General features: G+C 60.1%; 11 protein-coding genes and 4 pseudogenes. 11 read left to right on the forward strand and 4 right to left on the reverse strand.

The features are described from left to right. The 6 genes and pseudogenes from BO39_RS34085 to BO39_RS33310 all read left to right on the forward strand — a co-directional run. A pseudogene (locus tag BO39_RS34085) lies at nt 1–191 on the forward strand (IS5/IS1182 family transposase); the annotation flags it as partial. Nucleotides 192–404: 213 nt separating this feature from the next. Further along, nucleotides 405–695: pseudogene (locus BO39_RS27530) on the forward strand (EAL domain-containing protein); the annotation flags it as partial. A 537-nt stretch (nt 696–1232) separates the two neighbouring features. Continuing rightward, nucleotides 1233–1373, forward strand: coding sequence for a hypothetical protein (locus BO39_RS33300; RefSeq protein WP_156964030.1), 141 nt, complete (start codon nt 1233–1235; stop codon nt 1371–1373). Between the two features lie 12 nt (nt 1374–1385). Further along, nucleotides 1386–2030: pseudogene (locus BO39_RS27540) on the forward strand (IS3 family transposase); the annotation flags it as partial. A gap of 398 nt (nt 2031–2428) precedes the next feature. Continuing rightward, the gene (locus BO39_RS33305) at nt 2429–3247 is read left to right on the forward strand and encodes a hypothetical protein (RefSeq protein ID WP_156964031.1); all 819 of its coding nucleotides are present in this window, start codon (nt 2429–2431) and stop codon (nt 3245–3247) included. Further along, a complete protein-coding gene (locus BO39_RS33310; protein WP_156964033.1) occupies nt 3247–4521 on the forward strand; it encodes a hypothetical protein in 1275 nt (424 codons plus the stop codon). Before BO39_RS33305 ends, BO39_RS33310 begins: the two co-directional genes overlap by 1 nt. Nucleotides 4522–4577: 56 nt before the next feature. Here the strand turns inward: BO39_RS33310 and BO39_RS33315 are convergent, their stop codons facing one another. Then, a complete protein-coding gene (locus tag BO39_RS33315; protein ID WP_156964035.1) occupies nt 4578–4811 on the reverse strand; it encodes a hypothetical protein in 234 nt (77 codons plus the stop codon). A gap of 844 nt (nt 4812–5655) precedes the next feature. After that, on the reverse strand, nt 5656–5781 hold the full coding sequence (locus BO39_RS35070; protein WP_281175639.1) for a hypothetical protein: 126 nt from the start codon (nt 5779–5781) through the stop codon (nt 5656–5658). Between the two features lie 293 nt (nt 5782–6074). Here BO39_RS35070 and BO39_RS27545 point away from each other — a divergent pair, with 293 nt between their 5' ends. From BO39_RS27545 to BO39_RS32040, 4 genes are all read left to right on the forward strand, one after another. Then, entirely contained in the window at nt 6075–6320 is a 246-nt protein-coding gene (locus BO39_RS27545) for a hypothetical protein (RefSeq protein ID WP_043839806.1), read from the forward strand. 104 nt (nt 6321–6424) lie between these two features. Continuing rightward, nucleotides 6425–6946 carry an NYN domain-containing protein gene (locus tag BO39_RS27550; RefSeq protein ID WP_043839808.1) on the forward strand — a complete coding sequence of 174 codons (522 nt, stop codon included), beginning with the start codon at nt 6425–6427 and terminating at the stop codon, nt 6944–6946. A gap of 1365 nt (nt 6947–8311) precedes the next feature. Next, on the forward strand, nt 8312–10501 hold the full coding sequence (locus tag BO39_RS27555) for a hybrid sensor histidine kinase/response regulator (protein ID WP_211257593.1): 2190 nt from the start codon (nt 8312–8314) through the stop codon (nt 10499–10501). A gap of 283 nt (nt 10502–10784) precedes the next feature. Further along, nucleotides 10785–11936 (forward strand): two-component system sensor histidine kinase NtrB, encoded by a 1152-nt coding sequence (locus BO39_RS32040; protein WP_281175640.1) that lies wholly within the window; start codon nt 10785–10787, stop codon nt 11934–11936. Nucleotides 11937–12082: 146 nt separating this feature from the next. On the opposite strand, the gene BO39_RS33320 is transcribed toward BO39_RS32040, so the two are convergent. Both BO39_RS33320 and BO39_RS33815 read right to left on the reverse strand, forming a co-directional pair. Then, a complete protein-coding gene (locus tag BO39_RS33320) occupies nt 12083–12244 on the reverse strand; it encodes a hypothetical protein (RefSeq protein WP_156964038.1) in 162 nt (53 codons plus the stop codon). Between the two features lie 397 nt (nt 12245–12641). Continuing rightward, a pseudogene (locus tag BO39_RS33815) lies at nt 12642–12898 on the reverse strand (integrase core domain-containing protein); the annotation flags it as partial. A gap of 127 nt (nt 12899–13025) precedes the next feature. Here BO39_RS33815 and BO39_RS27565 point away from each other — a divergent pair. Then, on the forward strand, nt 13026–13318 hold a 293-nt coding region (locus BO39_RS27565), incomplete at its 3' end, for an IS110 family transposase (protein WP_156964040.1).

The following is a 13318-nucleotide window of genomic DNA, read 5'->3' on the forward strand; positions in this document are numbered from 1 at the left end:
GCTGGCAGAGAGCGTCTGGCTACAACTGGCGTGCTCTGGTCGAGGCTGACGTGTCGCGTTGGAAGCGCGTCATCGGAGATGGCCTGCGCTCGCAAACGGACAGACGGCAAGCGACCGAGGTGGCCCTCGCGGCCGAGGTGCTGAACCGCATGCTAAACCTGGGTCGCCCGGAGTATGTGCGCACCACCTGATCGCCAGGGCTCCTGGGAGAGATGCGTCCAACGCTCCGATCGATGCACCAACGTTACAACGTGCCAGTGGTACCGAAGCTGCCCAGGCGTCACCCGGATCCATGCCGCTGTTGCGAGGTCAAAAGGGCAGTGATGGCGTGCGCCATGGCGGGCCGACCCAGAAGGTAGCCTTGCACGAGGTTACAGCCGACCTCCTGCAAGGTCCGCAGTTTCCCCGTGAACTGGGTGAAGGTGGATGGCGCCTATGTGCAGAACGCCGTCTGCAGCGAGCGGGACCGCTCCTTCGTCGCCAGCATGGCGGACCTCAGCCTTGCCGTCGGCGCACGCGTGATCGCCGAGCAGGTCAAGACGGAGGAGCACACGGCCGTCATGCGCTCGTTCGGCATCGAGCTCGCCCAGGGCTATCTCTTCGCTCGCCCCGGCAAGCTCCCTGGCTCGCACACGGTGATGCGCCACAGCGCTTGGCAGGAACCGCAACAGTTTTCCATGAGCACAGAATACTGATGCGACAAACAAGGGGAGGTTAGCTTACCGCTACCATGCTATGGGAGCGCGGAAGCCTCCGCGCATCGGCTTCCCCGGTCAATTCAGATTCAATGTTTGCTCCAGATTGGAGTGCGCCCCTCCCGGTGGACAGTTTTGGCGAGATGGATTGACCCTCCTGCCTGGGCTTCCGGAGGATGGAAGTCATGGCACGGCACCGTTCCCACAGGGTCGCGTTCAAGCGGCAGGTGGCCGAGGAGTTCATCGGGGGCGAGACCCTGCATGCTCTGTCCAAGCGGTACGACATTTCACGTCAGCTGATCCGGATTTGGGTCGGCAAGTTCGAGGCGGGGGCCCTGGATGAGGACGCCCAGGCGGCTGATCTGATCCAGGAGTACGAAGCCAAGATCGCGGCGCCGGAGCGGATGGTCGGGCGGCATGCACTGGAGCTCGAGCTGCTAAAGGGGGCTTTGAAGCATGGTATGCGGCCGAGAAGCGCGACCACCTCCATCGTCACACCGGCCCCGCGGCCTCTCCGTCACCCGGGCGTGCGAGCTGATGGGGCTCTCCCGGTCGACTTTCTACGACACGGCCCCCGTTCCTCTGGAGGAGGAGAGCCTTCTGGTCCGGATCGGCGCCATCTGCGACGAGTTCGAGTGCTACGGGTACCACCGGATCGGAGCGGCACTCCGCCACTAGGGCGTCGTCGTCAATGGCAAGAAGCTTCGGCGCCTGATGCGCGAGCATGGCCTGCAGCCCAAACGACGGCGACGCTACGTAGTGACGACGGACAGCGACCACGAGGGTTTCATCTTTCCGGACCTCAACAAGGATCTCGTCCCTGACCGGCCCAACCAGCTGTGGGTCGTGGACCTGACCCACGTCGCCATCCCGGGCGGCTTTGTCTACTTGGCCACCATCCTGGACGCCTGGTCGCGCAAGGTGATCGGCTACGCCATCAGCCGCTCCATGGACGCGCGGATCGCCATGGCAGCGCTGAAGGCAGCCATCCGGAACCGCGCACCGCCCAAGGACTGCATCCACCATTCCGACCGCGGGTCGCAATACGCATCCAAGGCGCATCGCGAGCTGCTCGCCGCCCACGGCCTGAAGGGTTCGATGAGCCGACGGGGCAGCCCCTACGACAACGCCAAGGCCAAGAGCTTCATGAAGAAATTCAAAGTGGAGGCCGTCTACCTGGCCGCCTACGAGACCTTCGAGGGCGTGACCGCCGACCTTCCGCGGTTCATCGACGGCGTCTACAACTCACGGCGTCTGCACTCAGCCCTGGGCTATCTCAGCCCCGTGCAGTTCGAGGATCAACATGCCCGGCAGACGGTCAAAACAGCGGCCTGAGCCTGTCCACCTACAGGCGCGCACTCCAGATATAGCGGCAGCGTGTTTACCAAGACTTAGGTTGGTTCCATCAGGCTTGCAGCATGTCCGCAGCCAACCAAACTCAACTTCATCGGTATACAGTGCATGACGCACGCCCTGCGACATTCCTCGAGCGCGGTGTCACTGTGCCGTTCACAACCCCGGTTCTACTCGGCAGCCGTGTGCGCCCCGGCCAGCGCCAACTATTGGAGCTTGCTGTGCCTAACCCTGCAGGAGTTAGAGGCCTCTATATTGTTCCTCTGCGAGCGATCCGTGACGTCTGCACGCCTACGCTCCACGATCGGCTCATCAGTGACGTCCTGACAGAACATAAGGTAGTCACACCAAGCGTTATCCTCCGGCTTACGCGCGCTGCTGTGCAGGAAGGTCTGGCAGGCCGCGCGGCGGCGGCGGCGGCCGCCGCCGCTGACGGTGCGTTGAGTGGCCAGCGGCTGCTCACAAATTACAAACTGCTACTGCTGTTGATTAAGCAGATGGAACATGCAGTACCGGGCCAAAAACCAGCGGAACTTGACGATCCCGCAAATGTGCAGCTTCGTGCAAAGCGTGCGGTTGCGCGCGTTGCTGATGAAATCGGAGTGCCTTCCGAAATTGTCGTGAGTTCACTTGAGGAAATCGCTGACGCGTACTTAGACATTGGTCTGAAAGGTAATCCGACGAATGCGCGGTACCAGCAGCAACTGAGTGACCTTGAGAAAGTTTCTGCAGAGGTGGCAGCGTGGGGTGAAGCCGAAATTGACCCACATCAGGCAGGATCTGCCTTACTCATAGCTCGCTCTGCATTCCTCACGTTCAACTGCGGCCGCATCATACTAGAAGACCTATTGGCGTCGCTCACAGACCTGCGTGCGCTTCTATGCCAATGGACTGACAGTGCCGAGAGCAACCGCAGCGAGGCCAGTAAGCTGGCCTGGTTGCTAGACGGCTGGTCTGTTATTCTTGGGATTTGGAAATCTGCAGAACGCTTTGGCACATCGTCAGCTATTCGTGAAATGGCTGTACTGGTCCCGACAATGCCGCTCGAAGTGAGTAACTGGATCGGCGGACAGGAAGAACAAATCACGGAACTGCAGGGACGTCGGAGCAAGTTCGTTTCTCGTCTAGAGGACTGGCGTACTGGACGTGCTCTCGAGTTAATCGAGCGCAACGAACTCATCGTGAGGAATTTCGTGTAATGCCAGCAAGTCCGCAGGAGGTCAGGCTTCTCGGTAGCGCTCTGGCTGGCGCATCACCAGATCGACTTGCGCGCGCACTGGTCGTCATCGATGCACTGCCCGACCGCGCTGCGGCAGACCAGCTTTTGGAAAAAGTACGCCCGACTCTGCGGGACCTTGATCTTCCAAGGCCCTTGAGCTTTACACGGTTATTGTTCACACCACTTAATGGTCTTATTGTCTCCCCCCGAGAATGGGTGCCCGGGGAACCTGGCATTCCTCGCTCGGTGCTTACGATCATAGGAGATCTGGTTCGCGGTTCCTTGGGCGGTTCTGCTGCCGAGATTGAGGCGGGATGTTTTGGCCAGAACGCGAATGAAGCTGCGGCCTTGTTAACTCTTGGGAAGGACCTCTGGCCGGCAGCGGCAACATGCGTTCCTGAATTGCCGCCGAGTTCATGGAGCGAGACGGGGCTCGGTCGACTCCACTACAACTGGATCAGGGAACAGTGCTCGATTGTATGGAGGCACAGTCTCGCTCTCTGGCCATCTTTGCAGGCAGCAGCGGAAGGCCCGCCGAAGGATCTGGTCTGTCGCGCCTTGGAAGGCCCGCTTACTGAGGGAGAACTTGCATGCTCTGTTGTGCTCCACTTGCTGTTAGCGCGAGCAAAGAGACCTGCTAGTGTTGCTTCTGCTGCATTGGATGTGATCCCTCTGCGTTTGGGTTCTGTGCGGACGGTAGCGCAGAAGGCTGTTGATCGGCTTTTATCTGAGGCAGTAAAACGGGAATTGGTTCCAAAATGCGCTGAGACGGAAGAGGGCGGTATAACGGCTGCTGCTGCGGCTGAAACGGCCTGCGCTCTTGTTGAGGATTTTGAGGCTTCTATTTTCTTGCAGGCGTCAGGCCGGCGTGAGAAAATCCGTGCCATTCGGGATCTGGCGGAAATGGTCTGCCGTGATAATTATCGTAGGTTTACGTCGCGGGTTTTTGCTGAGCGTATAAAGCAGATTGGCTCCGCTTCTCTCAAGAATGTAAGTAATTCGATTGAGAGTATTGAAGGCGCGGCACGAATAATGAAGAAAATCGAGCGGAGTGGCCGACGTTTAGGGAATGCTCATCAGTATGATGCTTCGCTTCAGTCTGCTGCGGCTGAAATCGTGCAGGTATTTGCAAGTTGTACCTCGGAAGGGTTATTGAGGCGCTCGGATACGTTGCGGCTGGTGGAAATTCTAATTGGACCCGACAACGCGGAGCGTTTGTGCCGCCACGTGACAAGGATTGAAGGCAAGCCTTGACAATGGCCAAACATCTAGTGAGCTTTAGAACAAAGCGAGCCGTGTCAAGTACTCGATTAAGGACGGCGTCGAGCTACTTTGGCGTGCGAAACAGCCGCGGGGAGAAAAGTTCCTTTTGCTTTTAAAGCGCTTCTCTTGAAGGCATCGCACGAAGATTTCAGATTGGAGTCAGGATGATCGATCGTCGGCACATCGAGTTTTCCCCAGAGGATGTTATGGATGCGCTTGCACTCGCGCCGGCTGCTGGTCGGGCTATAGGCCTGCCAGATGGGCGTGTCTTGGATGTACATTTCGATCCTGCGCTGGAGGTGGTCACCTTCTTCTACGGAAGCGCGGTTGCATCTCGCGGCATGGTGCTTTCAGCGGAAGCGGTCGGAGCGCTACTGATGTCTTACTTGGTGCGGTCTAATGTTCCATTGCCGCGCAGCGCCAAAAAGTCCATTAAAATTAGCCCTTCTTCGGTTTCTGTCATCTGTGAGAGTGAGTTGGGCCGGCCCTCAAGAGCACGTCGCCCTGAAGCGGCTAGAGCCATTCGACAAACTTCGCTGGCCGCATCGGCGCGGTAACAGACCAAAGACGCGGCGTTAAACAACTCTCAAGAGGCCAATTTGGATCGAAGCTTTATCGGTTCTGGCTCTCTGCAAGTGCAAAATTCGGATAGGATAGGCGGGAAAGCCTGTGCTTCTTCCGGCCGCAAGCCGGCGTTGACGCCCGGCTAAGCAAGCGGACCTGCTACGTCCACGCCTGATCGACATCATCAATGGGTGGCACGAACTGGTCCGACTGGCGGCGCTGATCGACTGGGGCGAAGTCGAGCGGGAGTGAGTTAGTTTCTTTCTCGCTAGTGAAACCCGCTTCGCCTATGTGGACGGCAGTATCCTGTTCAACGAGATGCGCAGGTCAGCCGTGATGCCTGCCTGTGTGGCACACCCCCCGAGGACATCAGGGATCGTGTGGACGTCAGTTCAAGCGGTAAATCGCCACCTCACTGGGTGGCATCGAACCAGCGTCGGCAAGGTTCGCCTGGATCTCCCGGGCTGCCCTGCGCAGGGCGGCGGTGATCTGCGCATGGTTGCTGGTGTGGCCCAGGCCCGAAGTGGGGGCAGGAGCGGTGGCGAGTTGGTGTTCAAGGCATTAGAAGGCTTGCTGGAGGGCGAGCCAGCGGGCGTCGGGGTCATCCACACCATCAAGGTACCATTCCAGGCTCGTGCGGAGCGCGCCTGTCAGGGTCTCCTCGACAGGGGATTGGAGTCGCAGCACTCAGGGGGCTCCGCCGACGGGTTTCAGTCTCGTTCCGAAGGCATTATACATCGTCACGGGGTGCCGGAAGAGCCCATACGAGGAAAAATTACGCGGCCGTGATTTATCGGCGCGTGCTTTTGTAACAGCAGCTTAGCGGGGCTCCTTGTCGTGCCACATCGGCCGCAGCCCGGAAGTAAGCTTATTATCAATCGAAATCCGCTTGTGTTTGATAGTGATTGTTAACGAAAACGCGGCCATCGTCAGAGCGCTGATGATCAGCCCACCGGCTGCTCCACACGAGAGACACCCCCATGGCGCCGAGCCACGCTTCCGACGACCGCTTCCAGCGCGAGCTGCGCGCCACCCTGGCCACACTGCAATGCCTGTCCGAGTACGCGGCCGAGCACGGTGACACCCAGTCCTCCTCCATCCTGCACAATGCCGCCGCCCTGCTCGGCATCGCCGTGACGGCGGAGCCGGGCGCCGCCACCGCGCGCGAGACCCCCCGCCAGCGCCTGTCGCCTATATCGACTGGTGCGGGTGCCGCTTACGCCTGAGAACCGGCAGCTGGGCGGAAACACAGCCGTCGAGGCGGGCAGGGCTCTCAGCCACGAGACTGCGGAGCGCCCAGCGAGGACCGCGTGCGACCCATCTCGCCTATGTGGACTGCAGCAACCTGTTCATCGAGGGGCAAAAGGTCAGCGCCGTGGCAAAGGGCATGGCGCGCAGCCTGGAGGACAGCCGGCAGCGTGGGGTTCTCGACTTCGAATACCGGCTGGACCTCTACCGCTTCATGACCCTGCTCCGGCAGGCGCAGGGCGAGACGAGGGCTGTGGTGTTCGGCAGCGTCACCGACAGCAACGAGGGCCTGTGGCGCCATGCCGCGAGTGCAGGCTTCGAGGTGGTCACGGTGGAGCGGGGCTTTGGCAGGAAAGAGAAGCGCGCCGACATCAGCTTGGTCACCCGCCTGTGCCGGGATGCCTACCGATTTGGCCATGCTAGGCGCGACCGCATCACGCTAGTGACGGGTAACGGCGATTACGAGCCCGTCGTGAAGCGGCTGGTCGCGGACGCCTTTGCGGTGACGGTGCTGTACTGGGCGCATGCCAGCCGGGAACTCCGGAAGGCAGCGACGGCCTTTCACAGCTTGGATCCCTACATCTCAGATCTGGCGCTGGTCTGATCGCGTGGGTCCGAAAGCAGTGCAGCGACCGACCAGGTTGTGCTCCCGCCGCCCATTGCGACGAGGTCGGAGCGGATGCGGATTGTTCATAACTTTTGGTTGAATCACCAATTCGTGAGCAGTAGAGATTGGCCATCGGGGTTGCAGCCTCGGGGCCGACGGAGAGGGGATGATCCAACGGCGATCCACCAGCATAACCTAGTGTGATGACGTGATCTCAACGGAGTGGGGTTACTCCGGTGAGCGACTGAATAGGCTCGCTTACTCGACTGGCAGGTCGGAGAGGGGGTTTTCTCCGGCCTTGGTCTGCACTGAGGCTTCCTGACGTTCAGCGTAAACAAAGCCACTGCTCGCCTGCGGGGGAGTGGTGGCTTTCTTGCGTCGTATCAGGGCCGACAGTTATCACCGCGGACCTCGAGTTTGGACCAGCATATCGGGACAGCCTGCGCGGTGCGCTGGCTAATGTGCTCCACTGATGCCGGCAGCTCCGCTGGCCAGGTGGCATGTAGTTGACCCTCTCGGGCCGACCGAGCCTAACCATGGCTGTTGCTGCAGCCGACACTCACGCGTGCTTCCTTCCCGTATGAGATTACCGGGCGACACACTCACGTCCTGAAGTGCATCGCGGGACGGAGCGGCGAGCGTCGCGAATGCTATTGGCGAGAACGGCGCAGTGCACGAGGCCATGTCGCTTTGCTCGGCTTGCAGATTGCGTAACGAAAGCCCGGGCATGAAGGCGAAGGTTGCGCGCCAGAGGCAATCGCCCAGGCGACAGCAACACCAACTCCGGGCAACGGCGAAGAGTGGCTGTCAAGCGATTACAAGCACTAAACCTTGGGGACTAAATCGCCCAAGTCCCAAGCTTCGGAGACAACGGTCCCTCTGGAGAGAGAACGGCGCTCGTTCCGCACTCGAAGTATCAGGCTATTTGCGGAAAGTGAGTCCGGAATACACGGAGAAACGCGATACCAACCTGCCAGAGAAAAGTTGTCTCGTGGAAAGTTGGAGCAGCGAGAGAAACCGGGCTCGAACATTCTCTGGGACGGGGCTGCACATGCCTACGCCTGCATGCTCCCAACGCCCCTTGCCAGCGGGTTGAAATCGATAAGGCCTAAATTCGACGACAGCCTGGATCGGGTCTGGCCCGCTCCATGTTGACGCCAGCGATCCGGGATCGAAGCGGGGTCGGGTGGTGCTTAGTAGCGCTGTGACATTCAAGCCATAGTGGTTGCAGAAATCGATCGAGCTGCACCCGATCCGCTTAACTGGGCGACTTCCGCTCGGTAGGTCTCATTGAGAGATTAACTTCCTTACGTCACGATTGGAGCCCGCAACATCCCTTCTCTGCGCCTGCATCAGTTGCTGGTGGCAGCCTCTCTCCTTGGCCCTGCCGGGCTATTTACTGCTGCTGCCCTGCACAACCGGGGAGACGTGCTCCAGGACGGCGCGGAGCGCATAGCGCGCACCGCGAACGTCATGGATGAGCACGCGCGTAAGGTGTTTGAGACGGGTGAACTCGTCCTCGGGCGCGTGGATGACCGGATCCGAGGCACGACCTGGAGCGAGATTGCAGCATCGGAGACGAGCGCGTTCTTGGCCGAACTTGAGGCGTCGCTAGAACAGGTGGTTTCAATTTGGGTCACGGACGCGCAGGGTGTTGTGCGCGCAGGCAGTCAGCCGTGGGACGCTGCAATGACGATCGCCCACCGCGACTTTTTCCAAGTGCAGCGGGAGCGGAACGCCGGCAATTACGTCAGTGTGGCGTTCTGGGGGCGGGTGACGGGAGTGGCCAGCTTCGCCATCAGCCGGCGGCGATCTACGCCAGACGGTCAGTTCGACGGCATTATTCACCTTGCCCTCAGTCCTGAGTATTTCGCGAACACTTATGCCGGGGCTGCACCCGGAAATGGCCAGGCGGCGGTGCTCCTGCGATCGGATGGCGAAATCCTCGCTCGCAAGCCTTTCTACGCCGAAGGTCAGGCCCGCCTTTCCTCAGACAGCCCGTTCCTGCGCCAGATGGCCGTCACGCCGGCGGGTGGATCCTTCTCAGGTTTGTCAAGAAGGGACGGCATCGAGCGCGCCTACGCCTTCCGCAAGGTAGGCCGGTACCCCGTTTACGTGATCTTCGGCGTAGACAAGGCAGTGCTGCTCAGCCGCTGGCGCGGGAACCTTATCTTGTACGGCGCAGTTGCGTGCATGGCCGCGGTCCTGTTGCTCCGGATCTCCTTGCTTGCTTTGCGAGGAGTGCAGGCGGAGAGGACAACGACGCAACGCCTGCGGGAAGCTTTAACTGATCTACAGCGTGAAACCGCGCAGCGTGAAGCGGCCGAGGCGCGGGTGCGACAAGCGCAGAAGATGGAAGCCGTCGGGCAGCTTACAGGCGGTATCGCGCACGACTTCAACAACCTACTTATGGCCGTGCTGGGCAGCTTGCAACTGCTGCGCAAGCGCCTGCCTGCCGGGGACGAGAAAGCGGCGCGCCTGTTGGAGAATGCCGTTCAAGGGGCACAACGTGGTGCCTCCCTTACACAGCGGCTGCTGGCGTTCAGCCGAGGACAGGCGCTTCGGCCCCGTGCGGTGAACCTAGCTGAGTTGGTCTGCGGCATGGCCGACCTACTCCGCAGCTCGCTTGGAGCCGGCGTGCGGGTGTTAACCCGGTTTCCCTCGGCGCTGCCCCGAGCACTTGTCGATGCGAACCAGCTTGAACTCGCCTTGCTGAACCTCGCGATGAATGCGCGTGACGCGATGCAAGGCCAAGGTGATCTCTCCATTAGGGCTCGCGATGAGTACCTCCATGAGGGAGAAGCCGGCGAGTTAGACGTGGGTACCTACGTGGTACTGAGTGTCACCGACACCGGAGAGGGCATGGACGAGCGGACGCTGGCGCGCTGCGTAGAACCTTTCTTCACGACCAGAGGCGTTGGCAAGGGGACAGGTCTGGGCTTGTCCATGGTCCACGGGCTGGCAGAGCAATCCGGTGGCCGTTTGGTTTTACGAAGTCAGAAGGGTAGGGGTACGACTGCCGAACTATGGCTGCCTGGGGCTAAGTTTGGGCTTCAGGTGACACAAATAGAAGATTCAAGCACGGCAGCTAACGGGTCGCCGCTCGCAAGCCGCAATCGTCGGGCTGTGCTGGTGGTCGACGACGATCCGTTAGTCCTCTCCACCACAGTGTCCATGCTAGAGGATATGGGACACCGCGTGCTGGAGGCGCAGTCCGGCCAGCGGGCGCTGGAACTTCTTCATAGCAATGAGGATGTAGAAGTGGTCCTTACGGATCAGGTGATGCCGACGATGACCGGCATGGACTTGGCCGCCGAGCTGCGGAGGCTTCGTCCGACACTACACGTAATGATCGGGGCCGGGTACGCGGAACATTCAGAATTGTTGCGCTTCGGGCTAACGCTCCTGTGCAAACCGTACTCACAGACACAACTAGCAGCGGCCATCAACGCCTGTCCGATATCGGATAGTTCAAATGTCGACACGACCTCGCAACCGAAATCGATAGATGTGCAACTGAGAACGAGCTATGCAGGCAATTCATCGAGTTGATCGGGAAATGGACATCTGGCCTTGCTGTGCAGTACCGCAGTGCTTGAGATCCGGAGCCACAAACTTTTTTAATTGACGTCGGTTTGGCTGCCGCTGGTAGCTCTAAAGCGGACATTGAGCCAATGGCTGTTCGCCGACCGCCCAAAGATTGAAAGGCTCCCTTGTGTCTCGATGGAGGCGCGCTACCTCGGCTTTGCTATCAGTCGCTAAGCACCGCTTGCGGCGCTCAGCCGGCGTGCTTCGCACGCGCGAGGCTGAGTCGGCCGGGTCAGACCATGCCTTAGTGGACGTTGAGCCACCTAGCGTAAAGGCCGACCGTCTCCGCGTACTACTTGCTGGCATGAGTGACGGGGTCATGATGATAGACGGAGATCTGCGCCTGGTAGAATGGAATGCGCGGTTTCCGGAGTTCACCGGCGTTCCTGAGCAGCTGCTTCGAATCGGCCTGCCCATTGAGGACATCCTTTATTCCCAGGCTTGCGCCGGCGAGTTTGGGGAAGTCGACGTGGATACCGAAGTAGCGCGACGTCTGGCGCTCCTGAGGGCCGGTGCGAGTTCGGGAACCATCGAGCGAAAGCGGCCGAATGGTCGAATTCTAGAGCTGCGGCGCAACCCCCTGGCCGGTGGCGGCTTCGTTACCCTCTACACTGATATCACAGCGCGCCGCCAAGCTGAGGACCAACTTCGCCAAGCGCAGAAGATGGAGGCTCTCGGGCACCTTACCGGCGGCGTGGCGCACGACTTCAACAACCTGTTGATGATCATCCTCGGTAATCTGGATGTGGCCGAGCGATCACTCAAGAACCTGGAGCTGGATCGGGCAAGCCAGGGATTAGAGCGAAGCCGGAGCGGCGCTCGGCGAGCTGCAGCCCTTACTCAGCGCCTCCTCACGTTCTCACGCCAGCAGCCACGTGATCCGCAGCCAATCGACCCGAACGTACTTATTGGCCAACTGTCCGACTTAATTCATCAATCCGCCTCAACAAAGGCCAAAGTTGAATTTGCCCTTGCGGAGCAGCCCTGGATGGTCCTGGCGGATCCGAACCAGCTTGAAATCGCCGTACTTAATCTCGTGATCAACGCTCGGGACGCGATGCCAAAAGGAGGCGTGCTTGTTATTGAGACCGCGAAGGTGTGCCGCGGAGGTCGGAGCGCCTCGACCTCGTTACCGGTGTTGGGCGATGAGTTTGTGCAGATCATCGTCAAGGATAGTGGTATGGGCATGTCCCGCGAGGTTGCCGCGCGTGCCAGTGAACCGTTCTTCACCACCAAAGAAGCAGGTAAAGGGACCGGCCTAGGGCTTTACCAAGTGTTTGGCTTCGCAGCGCAAGCAGGTGGTCGGGTGACGATCGACAGCCAGCCTAATGTTGGAACCGCGGTCGTTATTCACCTCCCCCGCTTCGTAGGCAATAAAGCTATGCAGGCTCCTGATTAATCCTTGAATGAATCCTTCGCCGCTGCAGGCTTTGGATGGATGCGATATACTACGATCGGCAGACAACACTAACTAGTCTTGCCCTTAGGCCGCCTTCAAATGAGCACTGCGAAGGTTCGGTGGAATGGGCGCCGTGCTCGGATCGGCTACGTTCCCACTTGGGGGAGCACCGTCGTGATCGTTTCGTCGACAGTAGCTGCTGCCGCCTCCACGAGCTCAGCCGAGGTGCATCGTGCCAGCTCAATAAGTGCCGCAATGACGGCCGTAAACATCATGCTCAGCAAGCTGCCGACGAGTACGAGCGTCATGGTGCTTCTGTCTCTTATTTAGGAACTGTCCGGCATCTTGCTCAGTTGGTCCCTCTCGTTAACGTGAACATGTGCCGATTGCAAGAAATCCTTTTCAAGCAAAGGGTTAAAAGCTCCACTCGGCCTTCATGTTCTGTTCAGTAACACGGCCTTGCGTAATGTCCTGCAAGACGTCGGTACGAGTCAGCTGGGGGCCTGCTGCGCCTGTCGGTTGTACTGACCTTCCCCCGTAGAAGCGGTCCGCCGGTAAAGTGAGACCGGTTATGGTTGGTCTGCGCCCCAACATTGATCCGGGACATACGCAAGTTCTCAGGCTGGTGACCCTGTACCCGGATCTGGTCCGGCTCACGGGAGAGCCTTCCGACTTCTTCAGGGGCCATCTCGGGCCGCCTGAGCATCAAGCTCCAAAGGGCGTCAGGTGCCCCAGAGCACTGTGAAGCCGGGATACGTTATAGTTCCGCCCCAAGCCTCGATCTTGGCCCTGGCATCCTGCAGCGTTAAGAACGAATGCGTGTCCACGCATTCGTCCCGCAGCCGCCCGTTGGAGGACTCGATGAGGCTGTAGTCGGTCGGCTTGCCCGGTCGAGAGAAGTCGAGCGTCACACCGCGCTCAAAGGCCCAGCGGTTTAGCACCCTCGAGACGAATTCCAGCCCATAGCACATCGGGAAGGATGAGCCGGATCGGGGTATGACCCGGTTCAAAGGCTGCCACGGCTGGCCAGCGAGCCTCCACAGTGATGGTGTCGAGCCACACGGAGAGGAGCCAACTGGCCATGACCGAGTGCCAGCCCACACCCCTACTGCTGTCCTTGTCGCCATCGATGTCGCCAAGGTCAGGAACGAGGTGCTGATCGAGCTGCCCGAGGCCCGGCGGCGCCGCAGGATGACGGTGACCAACACCCGCGCCGAGCACGACCGGCTGGTGGCAGAGCTGCACGCCCTGGAGCGCCCGGTGACCGTCGGCCTGGAGCCGACCGGCCACTACCACCGCCCGCTCGCCTGGAGGCTGGTGCAGGCCGGCTTCGACGTGCGGCTGATCTCCTCGGTCGCCCTGGCCCGCACGAGGGAGGCGCT

Source organism: Roseomonas aerilata DSM 19363, assembly GCF_000711725.1.
Classification (GTDB): Bacteria; Pseudomonadota; Alphaproteobacteria; order Acetobacterales; family Acetobacteraceae; genus Roseomonas; species Roseomonas aerilata.